The sequence below is a fragment of the Phytohabitans houttuyneae genome (genome assembly GCF_011764425.1).
GTDB classification, from domain to species: domain Bacteria; phylum Actinomycetota; class Actinomycetes; order Mycobacteriales; family Micromonosporaceae; genus Phytohabitans; species Phytohabitans houttuyneae.
In genome coordinates, this window is the sequence record NZ_BLPF01000001.1 from 4,203,481 (window position 1) to 4,222,659 (window position 19,179).

Sequence of the window (19,179 nt, forward strand, 5' to 3'; positions counted from 1 at the left end):
CGCCAGCTGCCTTGCCGCCAATCCGACAGCCGGACCGGTTATGCGTCGGCCTTGACCGATCGGAGGAGCACGGTCGCCACGTCGACGACCTCCACCTGCTCGTTCGCCCCTTGCCGGTAACGCCGTCGTTGATCATGGTGTGGCAGAAGGGGCAGCCGACCGCGATCGTGCTGGCGCCGGTGGCCAGTGCCTCCTCGACGCGCTCGACGTTGATGCGCTTGCCGATCCGCTCTTCCATCCACATGCGGGCGCCGCCGGCGCCGCAGCAGAAGGACCGCTCCTGGTTTCGCGGCATCTCGGTGACTCCGCTGGCGCTGGCGTTGGCCAGGACCTCGCGGGGTGGCGTGAAGACCCGGTTGTGGCGGCCGAGGTAGCACGGGTCGTGGTACGTGACCGTGCCATCGAGCGGCTGGACCGGCGTCAACTTGCCGCCCGCGACCAGGTCGGCCAGCAGCTGGGTGTGGTGCACCACCTGCACGTTCTTGAGGCCGAGCTGCGGGTACTCGTTGGCGAGCGTGTTGAAGCAGTGGGGCAGGAGGCGACGATCTTCGTCACCTTCGCCTCGGTGAGCGTCTCCACGTTTTGCTGGGCGAGCATCTGGAAGACGAACTCGTTGCCGATCCGCCGGGCCGGGTCACCGGTGCACGTCTCGCCCTCGCCGAGGATCGCGAAGTCGACGCCGGCCTCGTGCAGCAGCGTGGCGACGGCACGGGCGGTCTTCTTTGCCCGGTCTTCGAAGGCAGCCGCGCAACCGACCCAGTACAGGTACTCGAACTCGACCTCGCCGTCGGCCCGCTTGATCTCGAAGTCGAGGGCCTTGGTCCAGTCTTCGCGGGTGTTCGGCGGCGCGCCCCACGGGTTGCCCTTGTTTTCCAGGTTGCGCAGCATCACGCCGGCCTCGGAGGGGAACGAGGACTCGATGAGGACCTGGTAGCGGCGCATATCCACGATGTGGTCGACATGCTCGATGTCGACCGGGCACTGCTCGACGCAGGCGCCGCAGGTAGTGCAGGACCACAAGACGTCGGGGTCGATCACGCCGCCCTCTTCGGCGCCGCCGATCAGGGGGCGCTGTGCCTCCGCCAGTGCCAGGGCGTCGACGTTGGCGTGATCGTCGCCCGCGAGCAGGTACGGCGCCTTCGCGTAGGCATGGTCACGCAGGGAGAGCACGAGAAGCTTCGGGGACAGCGGCTTGCCCGTGTTCCAGGCGGGGCACTGCGACTGGCAGCGGCCGCACTCGGTACATGTGGTGAAGTCCAGCAGGCCCTTCCAGGTGAACTGCTCCACGCTGGCGATACCGAACTGGTCCTTTTCGGGGTCCGCCTCCTCGAAGTCGAGGAGCTTGCCGCCTGACGTCATGGGCTTCAGCCCACCGAGGCCAGAGCCCGCAGGCCGGCCCGGGTCGCGCTTGAAGAAGATGTTGAAGAACGCGGCGAACCGGTGCCAGGCCACACCCATCGTCAGGTTGGTGGCGATCGTGATCAGCCACGTCATCGACACCACGATCTTGATCGCGGCCACGATGGACAGGGCGGCCTCGGATGCGGGCAGCACGTCGCCGAGCGCGTGCGAGACCGGGGCTGCCCAGGTCGGCCACTCCATGTGGCCGGTGGCGGCCTTGAACCCGCGGATCAGGAACCCGCAGATCAGGACCGCGACGATCACCCACTCGACGAAGTAGCCCTGCCACATCGTCGACCCGGTGAACCGCGAGCGCCCCTGCGGGCGAGTGGGCCGGTTGGCGAGCCGGATGCCGATCAGAACGAGGATGCCGGCGAGCCCGAAGACACCGATCAGCTCGGTGGCGAAGCCGTAGACCGCCCAACCGCCGATGATCGGCAGGCCGGCGTGCGGGTCCACCACCTCGAAATAGGCTTCCAGGACCAACAGCGACAGCACGATGAACGCGACCATCACGAACCAGTGCGCCGCACCGACCACGGACCACTTGAGCATCCGCGTGTGGCCGAGGGTCTCGGCGAGCATCCGCTTCAGCCGCGTGGACTTGTCGCCGAATCGCGTCGGATCGGGCTGACCGGCACGGATCACCGCGAGCATCCGCCGCACCGCCCGCACGGCCAACGCCACCGCGACCACGGTGATCACGGCCGCGACGACTGAGGTCACGATCTGGACGCTGCCCATGTACGTCGCCCTCCCTGTGGAAAGGTCGTGGCTCCGTCGCCACGAGAGCAGCGTACTGTCTTAGTTACCGATCGGTAACGTGAATAAAGTCGCAGCCCAGGGCACAACCATAGAGGTTTGGCCAGAAGGCCGGGTCACCGCCAGCGAGACAGCAGGATCAGCGAGGCGACCATCGAGCCGAAACCGACCGCGAGATTCCAGTAGCCCCAGGACTCGACGGGGTAGGCGGTCTCGGTCAAGTAGTAGACGACGAGCCATCCGATGCCGGCGAAGATGAGCCCCACCGCGGTGATCGGCAGCCAGATCGGGCTCGGCTTTTTGGCTGCCTGCGCTGCCGACGGACGAACGTCGGTCGGCGGGGTGTAGACCTTCTTCTTCCGGACCTGTGACTTGGGCACGACGCTTACTCCTGTCAGCACTTTGGTACATAGATTAGCGCCGCTGCACCCGGCCGTCAGCCGGGCGAGGCTCGCACCTACCGCTAGAGTAGTCAAGCCGGCGCGCGGAAGCACGAGGGGGCTGAGACGGGTGGAGTACACCTCCGGCGGCGCCTCTTGGCGCGAAGCGCTGCGCACAGCCGCGTCGGGACTCTTCTCCCGCCCCGCTGGTCGGCGGCGTTCTCCCTGGTCAATCGGTGTCCCACTGATCGCGATCGCGGCCGGGCTGCTCTTCACCACCAGCGCCACCACTGCCAACGGCACCTCGCTGCGCGAGGACCGCCGCCCACAGCTCGCCCAGCTCATCGAAGACCGGCGGGAGCGGGTCGAGGAGAGCGACGAGCGGCGGGCCGCACTGCGCACCGAGGTCGAGGCGGCCACACAGGCACTCGCCGGCTCTGACACCCCGATCGCCGAGCAGCGAAACCGCGGTGACGCGAGCCTGCAGGGCGCGGGCTTCACCGCGCTGAAGGGGCCTGGCCTCACCGTCGAGCTCGACGACGCGCCTCGGCTGAACGAGACGCGGCCGGGCAACCCGAGCAACGACGACCTCGTCGTGCACCAGAGCGACGTTCAGGCGGTGGTCAACGCGCTGTGGGCCGGCGGAGCCGAGGCGATGTCGATCATGGGTGTCCGGGTGATCTCCACCAGCGCGGTACGCTGCGTGGGCAACACCCTCCTGTTGCACGGCAGGGTCTACTCCCCGCCCTTCAGGATCACCGCGATCGGCGATCCGGCGCGGCTGCGCGGCGCCTTGGACGCCTCAGATGGTGTGCGCCTCTTCCGCGACGCCGTCGACCACTTCGGCTTGGGCTACCAGGAGACCGTGGAAGGGAGCGTGACCGTGCCGGCATACGACGGTTCCAGCGCTCTCAGCGAGGTCGAGGTGCCGAAGTGAGAGTCCGCCGGTGAGCCGGCACCGCGCTCGGGACGGCGAGGAAGACCCAACCGCGATCATCCCGCGCGTGCCCGACGACGGGCGTTCGCCGCCTTCATCCCGTCCCAGCCCACGCCCTGCCACGCCCACCGGTCCGCCGGTCGTGCCCGGCCCACCGATGCCAGGCCCACCGGTCGTCCCCGGTCCCCCGCTGGCCCTGTCGCCGGACGGCCGCCGGCTGACCTGCCGCCGCCCCCGGCCCGCGTGCCGCTCGACCGGACCGAGACGCCCACGGCCATCATCCCGGCCGTGCCGTCGGACGCGACCGGCCTGCTCGGCGCCGTCCCGCCGGTGCCGCCCCGACCCGACTCGCCCGCTGACAGCGCCGCGGACCGTCCCGCACCGGTCCAGCCGCGGCGAGGCGAGCGCGTGGTCAAGCTGCGGCCGGAGCAGACCGACGAGGGCTACAAGAGCGTGTACTCCGAGCTCACCCGCCCGACGATCGGCTCGCGCATCCGCACCGGCGTCCGCGGCCTCGGCGAAATCATGATCACGTTTGGCGTGGTGGTGCTGCTCTTCGCCGCGTACGAGGTGTGGGGCACCACCGCGGTCATCGGCTCCCACCAGGACACGCTCGACCAGCAGCTCAGCGAGGAGTGGGACCAGCCGGACCCGACCGTCGGGCCCACGCCGAGCGCCTCACCCAACCCGCTCGCCGGCAACGCGATCGCCCGCCTGTACATCCCGAAGCTGGCCAAGCAGTGGGTGGTCGTGGAAGGCGTGACGCAGAAGGACATCCGGTACGCGCCCGGCCACTACCCCAGCAGCGCCGACCCCGGCAAGATCGGCAATTTCGCGGTCGCCGGGCACCGCAACCGGGCCACCTTCTGGCGGCTGGACGAGCTCGACCCCGGCGACGCGATCGTGGTGGAGACCAAGACCGACTGGTACGTGTACAAGGTCGTACAGACCCGCATCGTGCTGCCGACGCAGGTCGAGGTCGTGGCGCCGGTGCCCGGCCGTCCGGGCGTCAGGCCGACCCAGGCCATGGTCACGCTCACCACCTGCAACCCGAAGTTCGACAACTACCAGCGCCTGATCGTCCACGGCGAACTGTCCCGCAAGCAGGCCCGATCTGCCGGCCAGCCCGCGGAGCTGGGTTAGGGGCGCGGGGTGTACGCGTGGATCTGGCGGCACCTGCCGTTTCGCCAATGGCCGGCCAAGCTGGCCACCTCTCTGGTGCTCATCACCGCCGTCGGTGCGCTCCTCTGGTACGTCGTCTTTCCCTGGGCCGAGCCCCTGCTCCCCTTCGACGACGTGCAGGTGACCGAGGACTCCGGCGTGCCCGGCGGACCCGTCGAGCCGGATGCGCCGGGGGTCGGGGACGAGCCCTCGGGCGGAGACGAGCACGATATCCCTTACAGCACCAATGAGCCCGCGACACCAAGGTGATGGCATGCGCGTCCTCGTGATCGACAATTACGACTCGTTCGTTTTCAACCTGGTCCAGTACCTGGGCCAGCTCGGCGCCGACTGCGACGTGCGGCGCAACGACGAGATCGACCTGGCCGCCGTCGGCCGCACCGGCGCCGCGGGCATCCTGCTCTCCCCCGGGCCGGGTACACCGGAGCGCGCCGGAATCTGCATGGACGTGATCCGGGAGTACGGCGGGAAGCTGCCCATCTTCGGCGTGTGCCTGGGCCACCAGGCGTTCGGCGCGGCGTACGGCGCGACGGTCAACCGTGCGCCCGAGCTGCTGCACGGCAAGACCTCGGACGTGCACCACAAGGGCGCGGGGGTGCTTGCCGGTCTGCCCGACCCGTTCACGGCGACGCGCTACCACTCCCTGGCCGTGGTCGAGTCGACGCTGCCGGACGAGATCGAAGTGACCGGTCGCACGGATTCCGGCGTGGTCATGGCGATGCGCCACCGCGAACTCCCGATCGAGGGCGTGCAGTTTCACCCCGAGTCGGTGCTCACCGAGGGCGGCCACGTCATGCTGGCCAACTGGCTGGCCACCTGCGGCCTGCCGAGCGCGGTCGACCGTGCGCCCGCGCTCGCCGCGGAGATCGAGGAACGCCGCCGCGCCGCCTTCGCGTCCTAGGAGTTATCCACAGGCCGCAGAGTTATCCACAGGCCTGTGTGTTCAGCGGGCGGTCAGCCCTCGGTCCCGCCACCGGTGCCGGGGGGCGCCGTCGTCGAGGTGCTCGGTGCCGGGGTCGTGGGCGGCGGCGTGGTCGGCTCGTCATCCTCCGGCTCCCCGAAGACGCTGAGCTCGATCTTCGTGCCCTTCTTCGCCTTGCCGGTCTCGCTCTGCCGCTGCACGGTGCCGACCTTGTTTTCCGAGGCGGCCGGGTCGCCCTCGACCTGCTCCACCACGAATCCGGCTGCTTCCAGCTCCTCCTGCGCGCTGTCGGCGTCGTCGCCCACAACGTTCGGAATCGGCACGATGTTGCCGCGCGAGACCTCGACGACCACCGAGGTTTCCTTGGCGACCAGCTTGCCCGCGTTGGGCACCGCGGTGACCTGGTTTTCCGGCGCCTCGCTGTCGACGAGCCGGATGTCCGGCCGCAGCCCCAGCTCGGTGAGCCGCTTCTCGGCCGCCGCGCGGTTGCTGCCGACCAGGTCGGGGATCTCGACCTCTTGCGGGCCCTGGCAGACGTTGATGACGACTTCGGTGTCCCGATCGACCCGCTCGCCGTCGGACTTGCTCTGCTTGGCGACCGTGCCCTTTTCGCAGTCGTCGCCGAAGTAGGCCTCCCCGACGGTCGGCCGCAGGCCGGCGTTGCGCAGGTCGGCCTGCGCGTTTGCCGGGGAGAGTCCGATCACGTTGGGCACGGTGGTCTGTGGCGTCTCGTTGCCCTGGTTGGAGAGGATCAAGCCGGCGATCAGCGCGACCACGGCCAGCACGCCGAGCGTGCTGAGCGCGGCCAGCACCCAGGCGGACGCCTTGCGGCGGCGCGGGTCACCGACCCGGGCGGTCGGCCGGGTGGCGGTCGAGTTGATGGGGCGGGTGACCGAAGTCTGGCCCATCATCGCGACGGTCTCGGCATCGCGGAGCACCGGCGTCGCCATCACCGGGCGGCCGGCGGCGGCGCGGAGCAGGTCTGCCCGCATCTCCTGGGCGCTCTGGTAGCGGTTGAGCGGGTTTTTCGCGAGCGCCTTGAGCACGATCGCGTCGATGTCCGGGTTGACCTCGGGGTTGATCTCGCTCGGCGCCCGCGGGTCCTCCCGCACGTGCTGGTACGCCACGCTCACCGGGCTGTCGCCGACAAATGGCGGGTGGCCGCAGAGCAGCTCGAAGATCACGCAGCCGGCCGCGTACACGTCAGAGCGGGCGTCGACGGCCTCGCCCCGAGCCTGCTCGGGCGACAGGTACTGCGCGGTGCCGATCACGGCGCTGGTCTGCGTCATCGTGGTGGCGCCGCTGGCCAGGGCCCGGGCGATACCGAAGTCCATGACCTTGACCTGACCGTTTTGGGTCAGCATGACGTTTCCGGGCTTGATGTCCCGGTGGATGATGCCGTGCCGGTGGCTGAACTCCAGCGCGGCACAGATGTCCGCGGAAATCTCCAGGGCACGGCGGGGCATCAGCCGCCCCTCGGCGGCGAGCACCTCCTTCAGCGTGCGCCCGTTGACGAACTCCATGACGATGAACGGCAGCGTCTCGCCGGTCGGCGCGATCTCCTCGCCCGTGTCGTAGACGGCGACGATGGCGGGGTGGTTGAGCGACGCCGCGTTTTGCGCCTCGCGACGGAAGCGCATCTGGAAGGTCTGGTCACGAGCGAGGTCCGTGCGCAGCATCTTGATCGCGACGTCCCGGCCGAGCCTCAGGTCGCGGCCGCGGTGGACCTCTGCCATGCCGCCATAGCCGAGCAGCTCGCCGACCTGGTACCTGCCACCGAGCAGGCGGGCCTGCGCAGTCATCTCGTCTGTCGTCCTTCGCTCGTCTGTGCGTCAGCCGGGCGGGTTTCTAGGCCTGCCCCACCCGACGGTACGGGGCGATCCAACGGAGCGTCCTGGCGCACCCCCATCTGCAACCCGGTTGGAACCGAGCTTGAGGTGTTCTGATTGCCCTGCTGTCCCACCAGGTAAGAAATGAGACCGGCGCACAGCAGCACCAAAACTCCCAGCACAACCGCGAGCACGATGAGGATCTGCCGGTTGGTCGAGCTGTCTTCGGGCTGTGCCGGCTGGTACCCGTACGGCTGGGCAGGCCGCGTCGGCGGACCGTTTGTCGGCGCGAGGGGGCGGCCGGGTGGCACCGATGCCGCGCCGGGGCGGTAGCCGCTGGGCGCCGGGTGTGCCGGACGGTAGGGCTGCTGGGACACCGGGGCAGGCGGGGCGGCGACCGGGCTGGCCGGCGCCGGCGGGTACGACGGGGTGGTGCGCGGTGGGACGGGCGTGCTGCCCTGGCCCGGGGACGAGGTGGGCGCCGGCGAGGAGGGTCGGCTGGGCTGCTGCGACGCGGGACGGCTGGCTGGCGCGGCACCGAGCGTGGCCGCGGCCTGGCGGGCGACCGCTCCGAGCATCGCAGCGGTCTGGAAGCGGGCGGCCGGGTCCTTGGCCATCGACTGGTCGACGATGCGCCGGATCGCGGGCGGGATGTCACCGGGCAGCGGCCGGGCCTGCTCGCGCACGTGCTTCATGGCGATTTCGAGTGGATTGTCGCCTTCGAACGGGCGGTGACCCGAGAGGCACTGGTAGGCCACCACGCCCAGCGCGTAGATGTCCGACGCCGCGGTGGCCGTGCCGCCGGCCGCCTGCTCAGGTGAGATGTACGACGCCGTGCCCAGCACCGAGCCTGCCGCGGTCAGCTGCCCCACCATCGCGGAGCGGGCGATGCCGAAGTCGGTGAGCACCAGCGTGCCGTTGGGACGGACGAGGAGGTTGCCCGGCTTGACGTCACGGTGGACGATGCCCTTTTCGTGGGCGGCCTGAAGCGCGTCCGCCGCCTGAGCGACCAACGCCATCGTGCGGGCCGGGGTGAGGCGACCCACCCGGCTCAGCGTGCGCGACAGGGCATCTCCCTCGACGTACTCCATGACCAGGAAAGCGATTTGCTGGTCGCTGCCGTAGTCATACACGTCCACGACGCCCGGATGGTTGATGGTCGCCATCGTCCGGGCCTCGCCGCGGAAGCGCTCGGCGAAGCCGGGCTCCTCCAGCAGGGCTGGGAGCAGGATCTTTACCGCGACGGTGCGCCCGAGCACCTCGTCGGTGCCGCGCCACACGTCGCCCATGCCACCGCTGGCGATGCGCTCGTCGAGACGGTAGCGACCGCCCAGCAGGACGCCGCGACTGAGCATCAGTCGGCCCCCCGGTCGCGGATCACAGCCTGCATGATCTGGCCGCCGATCTCCGCCGCGGCGGAGCTTCCGCCGGACTCGCCGGCCCGCTCCAGCAGCACGCATACCGCCGAGATGGGTTGTCCGTCCTTCAACACGAACCCAATGAACCACCCGTGGTCCTTTGGATCATCCCCATCCTGTGCCGTTCCGGTCTTGCCGCCGACCGTGAACCCGTCGATCTGGGCGCGGCGACCGGTGCCGTTTTCGACGACGCTGACCATCATCTGCTGCAGGTCGGCCGCCACGTCGCCGGTGATCGGATTGTTGATCTTCTTGGGCGACGCGGTGCCGATCGTGCGCCGGTCCGGACCGAGGAGCTGCTGCACGAGGTACGGCCGCATCCGCTCGCCGCCGTTGGCGATGGTCGCCGCGATCATGGCGCCCTGGAGCGGCGTCATCCGCACGTTGTTTTGCCCGATGCCGGACTGGGCGAGAGCGGCCTTGTCTTCGCTGCCGTCCGGGTTTTGGATGTCACCGGTGCGGCTGGCGGCGACCGTGAGCCCGCCACCGTCGAGGTTGCCCACCTTGAGGTCGGTGGTCTCGAAGCCGAACGCCTTCGCCTTTTCCTTGATCTTGTTAGCGCCGAGCTCGACCGCCAGGCGGGCGAAGCCGGTGTTGCACGACTCGGTGAGCGCCTGGATGAGCGTGACCTGCGACTCGGGGCAGATGCCGGACGAGGAGTTGCGGATCGGGCTGCCCGAGGTCGGCGGCGTGTAGGTAGGGCCGGCCGGGATTCGCGTGTTGAGCTGGTAGCCCGACTCGAGCGCGGCCGCAGAGTCGATCACCTTGAACGTCGAGCCCGGCGGCAGCACCTCGCTGAGCGCCCGGTTTTTGAGCGGCCCCTGCTTGTCGGCGTTCAGCTTGTCGTACGCCGCCTGGGCCGCCTTGGTGTCGTGGCTGGCCAGCGGGTTGGGGTCGAAGCTCGGCATCGAGACCAGCGCCTGGATCGCGCCGGTGTTCGGGTCGATCGCGACCGCGGCACCGCGGGTGGAGCCCACGTCGTTGTTGGCCAGGCCCTTGATGGCGGCGTCCTGGGCGCGCAGCGACAGCGTGAGCACGACGTTTCCGCCGGCGGTGTCCTCCCCGGTGAACATGTCGCGGAACCGGTCGGCGAAGAGCCGGTCGCTGGTGCCCGCCAGGAACTCGTCCTCGGCCTGCTCGATGCCGGTCGCGCCGAGGTTGACCGGCTTGTACCCGATCACGTGCGCGAACTGGCTCTTGAACGGGTAGGTCCGCAGGTACTTGAGCTCACCGTCGGTGGCCTTGTTTTCGGCGAGTGCCTTGCCCCCGACCTCGATCACGCCCCGCGGCCGGTTGTACTCGTCGACCTGGACGCGCGCGTTATACGGGCTCGTGCGGTAGTCGTCGGCCTTGTACGCCTGCACCCAGTTGAGGTTGGCGAAGAGCAGGCCGAAGAGGACCATCACGACCACGCCTGCACGGCGCAGTGGGGCATTCACGACCTGATCACCTCCGTCGGGGCGCCGTGCAGCTGGGCCGGAGGCCCACCACCGCCGGGACCGCCTGCGCGACCGCCCGTGGCACCGGTGACCGGTCGCCCGGCGGCGTCCGAAATCCGCAGCAGCATCGCGATGATCAACCAGTTGGCCATCAACGAAGATCCGCCGGCGGAGAGGAACGGCGTGGTCTGGCCAGTGAGCGGGATCAGCCCGGTGACGCCACCGACGATCACGAAGACCTGCAGGCCCAGCGTGAACGCGAGGCCGCCGGCCACCAGCTTGCCGAACGAGTCGCGCACGGCCAGGCCGGCACGCAGGCCCCGCTCGACGATCAGCAGGTACACGACGAGGAGGGCGGAAAGGCCGAAGAGGCCGATCTCCTCACCCAGCCCGGCGAAGACGAAGTCGCTCACGACCAGCGGGATCTTGTTGGGCTGGCCGCCACCCGGGCCGGCACCGAAGAGCCCGCCGGTGCCGAGGCCGAGCAGCGACTGGACCATCTGGAAACCGTCCGCGTACGGGTCGGCGAAGGGGTCCAGCCAGATCTCGGCCCGCTGGTAGAAGTTGGCGAACGGGCCGCCAACGCTCGCACCCAGCGTGTACGCCAGAAAGGCACCGCCGAAGAAGAGCAGCAGACCGATGATCAGCCAGCTGACCCGCTCGGTCGCCACATAGAGGATGACGACGAACATGCCGAAGTAGAGCAGCGCGGTGCCGAGGTCCTTCTCGAACACGAGGACCAGGAGGCTGAGCAGCCACACCGCGACGACCGGCCCGAGGTCGCGGCCGCGCGGGAAGTCGATGCCGAGGAAGCGGCGGCTGGCCAGCGACAGCACCTCGCGCTTGCGGACCAGGTAGTACGCGAAGAAGGAGACCAGCGCGAGCTTGGCGAACTCACCGGGCTGGATCTGGAAGCCACCGAACTTGATCCACAGCTTGGCGCCGTTGATCTCGGAGAACTTGCCGGGCAGCACCGCCGGGATCATCACCAGCACGATGCCGACCAGGCCCAGCGTGTACGCGTACCGCGAGACGGCCCGGTGGTCGCGGACGATGATCAGCAGGCCGGCGGCGAGCACCACCGCGATGAGCGTCCAGGCGAGCTGCCGCCCGCCGACACCCGAGAAGATCGGCAGGTCGGCCCGCTCGTTGGCGTCGGCGAACGCGAGGTCGATGCGCCGCAGGAACGCCACTCCCAGCCCGTTGAGCAGGGCCACCGCCGGGACGATCGCCGGGTCCGCGTACGGCGCGAGGAAGCGGATCACCACGTGCAGGCCGAGGAACACGCCGGCCACCAGCGCGACCGGCACCCAGAAATCGCTCGTGATCGTGTCCAGCGCGGTGGCCTCGACCGTCGCCGCGTACGCCAGGACGAGCAGCATGACGAACAGCAGCAGTGCCAGCTCCGCATTGCGCCGGCCGCTCGACTCGCGGACACGGGGCATCTCGCCCGTGGTGGCGGGCGTGGGTGCCGGCACGGCTGGGGCGGTCACGACTTAATCCCTGCAGTTCCTGTATCGGGCGACGGGTCAGTCCGCCGCACGGCACCCGGTCGGATCGACCGGCGGGTCCGAGTAGGCGGGCGGGGCGTCAGGCGTGGTGGCCGGTCCCGAACCGGCGGGTGAAGCGGTGTTTGCGGGCGGCGTTGTGCGCGGGGCACCGGTGGTCGCGGTGGTGCTGGCCTGCGGCGAGCTCGGCGACGGGCTCGGAGTGGCCGACGGCGTCGTGGTCGGCGGGCAGGTCGGCTTGAGGTTGGGGTTCGTCGGGGTGTCCGACGTCAGCTCGGCGAGCCGGCGCTGGGCGTCGGGCTCGTCGTCGGCCTGGATGCCCTGCTTGACCCGGTCCTGGGCGACCACGGTGAGGTCGTCCAGCCGCGTGCCGCTGGTCTCGTGCACGCTGGACAGGCTGAGCCCGGCGATCTGCCCCGGAACGCCGCGGAAGACAGCGAGCTGGCCCTCGTCGGTGGCACCCACGTAGTACTGCCGCTGGGTGTAGCTCCAGCCCACCCACAGGCCGCCGCCCAGGATGGCGAGCAGCGCGGCGAGCAGCACGGCGGTGCGCACCGGGTGCCGGCGCGGACGCTCGGGCTCGTCGTGGTGGTGACCGCCGTTGGCGCCGTTGCCCGGGTCGGGCGCAGCCGCACGGGGCACCGCAGCCTGGAGGGCCGAGGCGCGCGCGGCCGGCGTCGACTCGTGCACCGCCGTCGCCATGCCGCGGTCGCGGGCGGCCGCACCGCCGACGATCGGGGCAGCTTCCAGGATGTCCTGGTCGGTGGCGTCGGCGACGACGACGGTGATGTTGTCCGGGCCACCGCCGCGCAGCGCGAGCTGGACGAGCCGCTCGACGCACTGCTGCGGGTCGGTGAACTCGGTCATCGTCTCGGCGATGGTCTCCGCGCTCACGACACCGGACAGGCCGTCGCTGCAGATCAGGTAGCGGTCGCCGGTGAGCACCTGGCGGACCGAGTACTCCGGGTCGATGTCGCGACCGTCGAGCGCCCTGGTGAGCAGCGAGCGCTGTGGGTGGCTGCTCGCCTCCTCGGCGCTGATCCGGCCTTCGTCCACCAGCATCTGGACGTACGTGTCGTCCTTTGTGATCTGGTTGAACTCGCCGTCACGAAGCATGTACGCCCGGGAGTCACCGATGTGGACCATCCCGATTTTGCTACCGGAGAAGAGCACGGCAGTGAGCGTGGTGCCCATGCCCTCCAGGTGGGGGTTGGCGTCAACGGTGTCGCGGAGCTGCTGGTTGGCCGTGTCGACTGCGCCGCGGAGGGCGTCGACCAGGGCATCGCCTGGCACGTCCTCGTCGAGGGGAGCCATCGCGGCAATGACGATGTTGCTGGCGACGTCACCGGCGGCCATGCCGCCCATGCCATCGGCGACGGCGAGCAGGCGCGGGCCAGCGTAGACGGAGTCTTGGTTTCCGTCTCGGATCAGGCCGCGGTCACTGTGGGCCGCATAACGCAAGGTGAGAGTCATGGCCGTAACTCAAGAGAAGTGCGGCCGATGCGGATCGGCACGCCGAGGGGTACGGGGGTTGGTCCAGTGACCTTAGCGCGATCCAGGTAGGTGCCGTTGGTCGAGCCGAGGTCTTCTATGAACCACTGTCCGGCGCGGGGGACGAGCCGGGCGTGTCGTGCGGACGCGTAGTCATCGGTGATCACCAGAGTGGAGTCTTCCGCCCGACCGATGGTGATCTGAGCCTCACCGAGAGTGATGCGGGTGCCGGCCAGCTGGCCGGCGGTGACCACCAGCTGATGTGCCGCGCGGCCCCGCTTCACCTTTGCCGGGCGGGAGTGCCCCGTCGACGCGCCAACCCCCCGCGGCGCGGCGACGAGGCGACTGCTCCTGGCCCCGGCGAACAGGTCCCGGCGGATGACTCCCACCACTGTGAACACGAAGATCCACAGCAGGATGAGGAAGCCGAACCGGGCAACGGTGAGGACGAACTCAGGCAACGTCCTTAGCCATCCACTCGGAACGTGAGGGTGGTCGTTCCGAGCTGGATCATGTCGCCGGGGTTGAGCGCGACCGCGGAGACGCGCTGGCCGTTGACCATGGTCCCGTTGGTGGATCCCAGATCGGTGAGCACCACCTGGGCGCCGTCGAAGTCGAGGCGGGCGTGGCGGCGGGAGATGCCGACGTCGGGAAGGCGCAGGTTGGCCTGGTCACCCCGGCCGATGACGGTCGAACCCATCTGCAGCGGATAGGTGCGCCCGTCGCCGGAGACAAGGCGCACGTTGCGCCCACCACCGCCGTGCTGTGGTGGCGGGCCGTAGCCACCGGGGGCCTGCTCGTACGGCGGGTAGGCCGGAGGCGCCGGCGCGTCATACGCCGGCTGCTGGACGGGTGCCACCTCGCCGCCGGTGTAGACCTCGGCCGTGACCCGGAACATGCCCGTGTCCAGCCCATCGCCCCGCTCGATCTCCACGATCACATCGCCGTAGACGGTCCACGCCTGCTCGCCGATGAACTCCGCCTGAGACTGCGCGAGCTCCTGGGCGAGCGCGGCCGCGTACGGCGCGAGCCGGCTGTGGTCGTAGGGCGAAAGATCGATCACGTAGCGGTTGGGCACAAGGGTGCGCCCACCGGCCAGGATCGCTTTGTGCGCCTCGGCCTCCCGCTGCATGGCGTTGAGGATCTCCACCGGGTGGACTACCCCTTTGAACACCTTCGCGAAGGCCCCCTCGACCAGGCCTTCCAACCGCTTCTCGAAGCGTTGCAGCACGCTCACCGGCTCCTCCTCGGGTTCCGAGGACATGATGGTATCCGGCCGTCGCACGCGCAGGTTGCGCACCGACGTACCGCCCTGCTGCCGGCCTGTCTCGGGTGGCCGGTGTTGCCGTGCTACTCTTCCCACGCGCCACGGGCAGTAACCCGCACGTTGGTGCAAACCCACTCGTTGGGACAGCCACGCACAGCGTAATATGTGGCCGCATCGTGTCCAGGGGTTACTCCTGGGTCCGGGGGAAGTGGCGGAATGGCAGACGCGCACGGTTCAGGTCCGTGTGCCCGAAAGGGCGTGGGGGTTCAACTCCCCCTTCCCCACCGCAGGGCTGAGGCCCGCCCGAAAGGGCGGGGCCTCGCTCTTTTGGTCCACATCACCATCTGGTCACAATCCCGAGCGCCATCCGTCGCCCGCGCGTCTTCCCTGCAGGAATGCGCTTTCCTATGCTGGGCGCATGATGAGGATCGACGACGGGCTCCAGCCCGACGGACTGTTGCCCAAGATCGAGCGCCTCTGGGACGCCTCGGCGGAAAAACTCGACTCCATAGAGAAGACATGTCCCCCGGGCTCGCCGTCGCCGGTGTTCACGGTGGAGGGCCGCTACACGGCCCGCGGCTGGACGGAGTGGACACAGGGCTTCCAGTACGGCTCGGCGCTGCTCCAGTTCGACGCGACCGGCGAGCGCCGCTTCCTGGAGGTCGGTCGAGAGCTCACCGTCCAGGTCATGGCGAGCCACGTCAGCCACATCGGCGTGCACGACCACGGGTTCAACAACGTCAGCACGTACGGAAACCTGTGGCGGCTCACCCGCGAGGGCCGGGTCGACGACGGCGACCTCAACTTCTACGAGCTGGCGCTCAAGCTGACCGGGGCGGTGCAGGCGGCCCGGTGGCGGGACACCTCGGACGGCACCGGCTACATCTACTCGTTCAACGGGCCGCAGTCACTCTTCGTCGACACAATCCGCTCCTGCCGGGCGCTGTCCGTCTCCCACCAGCTCGGCCACGTGCTGATGGGCGAGCGGGACGAGCGGATCTCGCTGCTGGACCGGCTGGCCGAGCACGCCACCAACACCGCCCGGTGGAACGTCTTCTACGGCGAGGGGCGTGACTCGTACGACATCCGGGGTCGCACCGCACACGAGTCGGTCTTCAACGTCAACGACGGAAGCTACCGCTGCCCGAGCACCCAGCAGGGCTACTCGCCCTTCAGCACCTGGACTCGCGGGTTGGCTTGGGCGATGCTCGGCTTCCCGGAGCAGCTGGAGTGGCTCGACACGGTCAAGGACGCGCCCGAAGGGCTCGCCGACACGATGCTCAAGGCGGCGATGGCCACCTGTGACTTCTACCTCGAGCACACACCGTCCGACGGCATCCCGTACTGGGACACCGGCGCGCCCGGCCTCGTGCACCTCGGCGACTACCTCGACCGTCCGGCCGACCCGTACAACTCCCACGAGCCGGTGGACTCCTCGGCGGCCGCGATCGGCGCGCAGGGCCTGCTGCGGCTCGGCCGCTACCTGACCGCGCGCGGGCGGGCCGAGGAGGGCCGGCGCTACTGGCAGGCCGGGCTCACGGTGTGCGACACGCTCTTCGGTGAGCCGTACCTCAGCACCGACGCGCGTCACCAGGGCCTGATCCTCCACTCCGTCTACCACCGGCCGAACGGGTGGGACCACGTGCCGGCCGGCCAGGCGGTACCCAACGGCGAGTCGAGCATGTGGGGCGACTACCACGCGCGCGAGCTGGCCCTCTACGTGCAGCGGATAGCGCGCGACGAGCCGTACTACACCTTCTTCGGGAGCGCGGCGTGAGTCCGGTCGCCGTCGTGACCGGCGGGTCGCGGGGCATCGGGCGCGGCGTCGTGCTCGCGCTCGCCTCATCCGGGTACGACGTGGTGATCAACTACGCCCGCAACGCCGCAGCCGCCAAGGAGGTCGCCGCGCTGGTCGACGACGCCGGGCAGCAGGCACACCTGGTGCAGGCCGACATCGGCGAGGCGGCCGACCGGCAGCGCCTGGTCGACGAGGCGATCGGCGCGTTCGGCCACATCGACCTGCTGGTCAACAACGCCGGCGTGGCGCCGGACGTGCGGGCGGACATCCTGGAGGCGAGCGAGGAGTCGTTCGACCGGCTGGTGGCGATCAACCTCAAGGGGCCGTACTTCCTGACCCAGCTCGTGGCCCGCCACATGGTCGAGGAAGTCGAGGCGGGCGCGCTCATCAAACCCAAGATCGTCATCATCTCGTCGGTGAGCGCGTACGCGGCGAGCGTCAACCGCGGCGACTACTGCGTCACCAAGGCCGGCCTCGCGATGACGGCCCAGCTGTACGCGGCGCGGCTGGCCCAGCACGGCATCAACGTGTACGAGATCCGGCCGGGCGTGATCGAGACGGACATGACCGGCGTCGTGCGGGAGAAGTACGACGACCTGATCTTCAACCACGGGCTCACGCCGATCCGCCGCTGGGGCCGCCCGAGGACGTCGGCAAGGCCGTGGTGGCAATCGCGACCGACCTGCTGCCCTTCAGCACCGGCCAGGTCATCGACGTGGATGGCGGCTTCCACCTCCGTACCCTCTGAAAATGTGAACGGAGCCCCAGCGCCGCGACGGCGCTGGGGCTCCGCCGACCTCCCCAGGTCGGGTCCGAGAGCTGCCTAAGCGGTCAGCGTCCAGGTGTTGATGTAGCCGGTGTCGAAGAGCGCCACATCTTGTACGCGCAACGACCAGGTACCGTTCGCCGCCTCGCCCGAGAGGTTCACGGTGTAGGTCGCGTTGACGTTGTCCGCACTGTCCGAACTGGAGCTGTTCTTCAACCGGTACGCGGTGCCGTCCGGCGCCACGAGGTCGATGACCAGGTCACCGCGGTAGGTGTGGACGATGTTGACCGCCACCGTCGAGCTGGCCGAGCCGTTGCGGCCACACGCGATGGTGATCGTGCTGTTGACCGTGCTCAGGTCGGGGATGTTCACGTCCGTACCGTTGGTGCCCGCGCAGCTGCCGGTGCTCCCGCCGGTGACGGTCAGGGTGTAGGTCGCGGTCCGCGTGCCGGCCGTGCCGGTACCGGTGACCGTGATCGGGTACGTCCCGTTGGTGACCGAAGCGGTCGTGGAGATCGTCAGGGTCGACGAGCCACCGGAGGTCACGGACGCCGGGCTGAAGCTCGCCGACGCGCCTGCGGGCAGGCCGCTCGCCGACAGGCTCACGGATTGCGCCGACCCGGCCGTGGTGGCCGTGTTGACCGTCGTGGCGACCGAGCTGCCCGCCGCGACCGAACCGGACGTCGGCGAGACCGACACGGAGAAGTCGTTGGCCGGCGGCGTTCCGTTCTGGACCACGAAGAGCAGCCGGTTCGGCGTACCGGTGCCCGGGTTCGTGACCACGTCGGGCGTGGCGTTGTTGACCAGGTAGTCGCGCACCTGGGTGTTCGACCAGGTCGGGTTGGCCGCGAGGACCAGCGCAGCCGCGCCCGCGACGTGCGGGGTGGCCATCGAGGTACCGCTGATCGTGTTCGTCGCGGTGTTGCTGTTGTACCAAGCCGACGTGATGCTCACGCCCGGCGCGAGGATGTCGACACAGGTGCCGAAGTTGGAGAAGCTGGCGGCGGCGTCGTTGTTCTGGGTGGCGCCCACCGTGATCGCCTCGGCCAGCCGGGCCGGCGAGTAGTTGCAGGCGTTCTGCCGCACGCCGAGCGAGTTGCCGTTGCCGGCCGCGATCGCGTACGTGACGCCCGAGTTGATCGAGTTGCGAACCGCGTTGTCGATCGCCGTGTTGGCGCCGCCGCCGAGGCTCATGTTGGCGACGGCCGGCTTGATCGCGTTGGCCGTGACCCAGTCGATGCCGCCGACGACCTGCGCGTTGGTGCCGCTGCCCTGGCAGTTGAGCACGCGCACGCCGACGAGCTGGACCGCTTTCGCCACGCCGTAGGAGGTACCGCCGACCGTGCCCGCCACGTGCGTGCCGTGGCCGTGGCAGTCATCCGCCGCACCGCCGTCGATCGCGTCGAAGCCGCTGGTCGCGCGGCCGCCGAAGTCGTTGTGGCTGAACCAGATGCCGGTGTCGATGATGTACGCGTGCACCGTCGGCGCGGTCGACGGGTACGTGTACGAGCTGCTGAGCGGCAGGTTGCGCTGGTCGATCCGGTCCAGGCCCAGCTCGGGGGTTGTTCTGGGTGTCCTGGATGTGGACCGTGTGGTTCTGTTCGACGTACGCCACCGACGGATCGGCGGCGATCCGCGCCGCGCGCGCCGCGGTGGCCTTCACCTCAAAGCCCCGCAGCGCGGCGCGGTACGTACGCGCGACCGCCCCGTCGTGCTTGGCCGCGAGGTCGCGGGCCGCCTTGTCGACGCCCGCCCGGGTGACGGAGCTGTCCTTGAACACGACGATGTAGCTGTCGGCGACGGCGGTGTCGCCTCCGGCATTGCGGATCGTGCCGGACGGCTCCTGTGCGAGCGCCGGCGGCGCCGCCATTGCGACGGCCACCGTCACACCGACGGTGGCCATGCCGAGCGTCGCCAGGCGGCGACGCATACGCGGGAGTGTCATCTCCCGTCCTCCCTCTGACCGGCTCCACGGCCGTCCAGGCGCTTGTGGCGCCGGATCGGACAGAGATGTTTGCCGATCGGAGGAGAGATTATTTGGTTATGTCAGCCAGCGACAGATGTTGAACTTTCTATATC

16 protein-coding genes, 1 tRNA gene and 1 pseudogene are annotated in these 19,179 nt (G+C 69.6%); 7 read left to right on the forward strand and 11 right to left on the reverse strand.

Annotated elements, in window-relative coordinates:
• Positions 1–38: 38 nt before the first annotated feature.
• Together Phou_RS19355 and Phou_RS19360 are read right to left on the reverse strand one after the other, a co-directional pair.
• Positions 39–2,145: pseudogene (locus tag Phou_RS19355) on the reverse strand ((Fe-S)-binding protein).
• 134 nt (positions 2,146–2,279) lie between these two features.
• Entirely contained in the window at positions 2,280–2,543 is a 264-nt protein-coding gene (locus Phou_RS19360) for a cell division protein CrgA (protein ID WP_173057312.1), read from the reverse strand.
• Between the two features lie 130 nt (positions 2,544–2,673).
• On the opposite strand from Phou_RS19360, the gene Phou_RS19365 reads away from it, so the two are divergent.
• The 4 genes from Phou_RS19365 to Phou_RS19380 all read left to right on the forward strand — a co-directional run bounded on the left by Phou_RS19365 (position 2,674) and on the right by Phou_RS19380 (position 5,563).
• Complete coding sequence (locus Phou_RS19365; protein ID WP_173057313.1) at positions 2,674–3,480, forward strand: DUF881 domain-containing protein; 807 nt, start codon at positions 2,674–2,676, stop codon at positions 3,478–3,480.
• 243 nt (positions 3,481–3,723) lie between these two features.
• Positions 3,724–4,623 carry a class E sortase gene (locus Phou_RS19370; protein ID WP_371872141.1) on the forward strand — a complete coding sequence of 300 codons (900 nt, stop codon included), beginning with the start codon at positions 3,724–3,726 and terminating at the stop codon, positions 4,621–4,623.
• A gap of 9 nt (positions 4,624–4,632) precedes the next feature.
• Entirely contained in the window at positions 4,633–4,911 is a 279-nt protein-coding gene (locus tag Phou_RS19375) for a hypothetical protein (protein ID WP_173057314.1), read from the forward strand.
• 4 nt (positions 4,912–4,915) lie between these two features.
• A complete protein-coding gene (locus Phou_RS19380; protein WP_173057315.1) occupies positions 4,916–5,563 on the forward strand; it encodes an aminodeoxychorismate/anthranilate synthase component II in 648 nt (215 codons plus the stop codon).
• A gap of 53 nt (positions 5,564–5,616) precedes the next feature.
• Here the strand turns inward: Phou_RS19380 and pknB are convergent, their stop codons facing one another.
• The 7 genes from pknB to Phou_RS19415 are packed head-to-tail and all read right to left on the reverse strand — an operon-like array spanning position 5,617 to position 14,533.
• Complete coding sequence (gene pknB / locus Phou_RS19385; RefSeq protein ID WP_173057316.1) at positions 5,617–7,386, reverse strand: Stk1 family PASTA domain-containing Ser/Thr kinase; 1,770 nt, start codon at positions 7,384–7,386, stop codon at positions 5,617–5,619.
• Positions 7,383–8,768: a serine/threonine-protein kinase gene (locus tag Phou_RS19390; protein ID WP_173057317.1), complete on the reverse strand. Its 1,386-nt coding sequence runs from the start codon at positions 8,766–8,768 to the stop codon at positions 7,383–7,385. Before Phou_RS19390 ends, pknB begins: the two co-directional genes overlap by 4 nt.
• Complete coding sequence (locus Phou_RS19395) at positions 8,768–10,270, reverse strand: peptidoglycan D,D-transpeptidase FtsI family protein (protein ID WP_173057318.1); 1,503 nt, start codon at positions 10,268–10,270, stop codon at positions 8,768–8,770. Before Phou_RS19395 ends, Phou_RS19390 begins: the two co-directional genes overlap by 1 nt.
• Complete coding sequence (locus tag Phou_RS19400) at positions 10,267–11,763, reverse strand: FtsW/RodA/SpoVE family cell cycle protein (RefSeq protein ID WP_371872142.1); 1,497 nt, start codon at positions 11,761–11,763, stop codon at positions 10,267–10,269. The genes Phou_RS19395 and Phou_RS19400 overlap by 4 nt, the downstream gene beginning before the upstream one ends.
• A 36-nt stretch (positions 11,764–11,799) precedes the next feature.
• Entirely contained in the window at positions 11,800–13,251 is a 1,452-nt protein-coding gene (locus tag Phou_RS19405; RefSeq protein ID WP_173057319.1) for a PP2C family protein-serine/threonine phosphatase, read from the reverse strand.
• Entirely contained in the window at positions 13,248–13,730 is a 483-nt protein-coding gene (locus Phou_RS19410; protein ID WP_173057320.1) for an FHA domain-containing protein FhaB/FipA, read from the reverse strand. Before Phou_RS19410 ends, Phou_RS19405 begins: the two co-directional genes overlap by 4 nt.
• Positions 13,731–13,735: 5 nt before the next feature.
• Complete coding sequence (locus tag Phou_RS19415) at positions 13,736–14,533, reverse strand: FHA domain-containing protein (protein ID WP_173057321.1); 798 nt, start codon at positions 14,531–14,533, stop codon at positions 13,736–13,738.
• A gap of 205 nt (positions 14,534–14,738) precedes the next feature.
• Between Phou_RS19415 and Phou_RS19420 the strand changes: the two genes are divergently transcribed.
• The 3 genes from Phou_RS19420 (at position 14,739) to Phou_RS19430 (ending at position 17,161) form a co-directional block, all read left to right on the forward strand.
• A tRNA-Leu gene (locus Phou_RS19420) sits at positions 14,739–14,820 on the forward strand.
• 134 nt (positions 14,821–14,954) lie between these two features.
• Positions 14,955–16,313: a glycoside hydrolase family 88 protein gene (locus Phou_RS19425; protein WP_218579056.1), complete on the forward strand. Its 1,359-nt coding sequence runs from the start codon at positions 14,955–14,957 to the stop codon at positions 16,311–16,313.
• Positions 16,310–17,161, forward strand: coding sequence for a 3-ketoacyl-ACP reductase (locus tag Phou_RS19430; RefSeq protein ID WP_218579057.1), 852 nt, complete (start codon positions 16,310–16,312; stop codon positions 17,159–17,161). The genes Phou_RS19425 and Phou_RS19430 overlap by 4 nt, the downstream gene beginning before the upstream one ends.
• Here the strand turns inward: Phou_RS19430 and Phou_RS19435 are convergent.
• Positions 17,158–18,579 carry a S8 family serine peptidase gene (locus tag Phou_RS19435; protein ID WP_371872143.1) on the reverse strand — a complete coding sequence of 474 codons (1,422 nt, stop codon included), beginning with the start codon at positions 18,577–18,579 and terminating at the stop codon, positions 17,158–17,160. The genes Phou_RS19430 and Phou_RS19435 overlap by 4 nt on opposite strands.
• A complete protein-coding gene (locus Phou_RS55545) occupies positions 18,476–19,045 on the reverse strand; it encodes a protease inhibitor I9 family protein (protein ID WP_371872144.1) in 570 nt (189 codons plus the stop codon). The genes Phou_RS19435 and Phou_RS55545 overlap by 104 nt, the downstream gene beginning before the upstream one ends.
• Positions 19,046–19,179: the final 134 nt, after the last annotated feature.

Coding starts and splice junctions, on each gene's coding strand:
- Phou_RS19425 (WP_218579056.1), top strand. CDS start 14,955: ATGATGAGGATCGACGACGGGCTCCAGCCCGACGGACTGTTGCCCAAG.
- Phou_RS55545 (WP_371872144.1), bottom strand. CDS start 19,045: ATGACACTCCCGCGTATGCGTCGCCGCCTGGCGACGCTCGGCATGGCC.
- Phou_RS19415 (WP_173057321.1), bottom strand. CDS start 14,533: ATGTCCTCGGAACCCGAGGAGGAGCCGGTGAGCGTGCTGCAACGCTTC.
- Phou_RS19380 (WP_173057315.1), top strand. CDS start 4,916: ATGCGCGTCCTCGTGATCGACAATTACGACTCGTTCGTTTTCAACCTG.
- Phou_RS19390 (WP_173057317.1), bottom strand. CDS start 8,768: ATGCTCAGTCGCGGCGTCCTGCTGGGCGGTCGCTACCGTCTCGACGAG.
- pknB (WP_173057316.1), bottom strand. CDS start 7,386: ATGACTGCGCAGGCCCGCCTGCTCGGTGGCAGGTACCAGGTCGGCGAG.
- Phou_RS19405 (WP_173057319.1), bottom strand. CDS start 13,251: ATGACTCTCACCTTGCGTTATGCGGCCCACAGTGACCGCGGCCTGATC.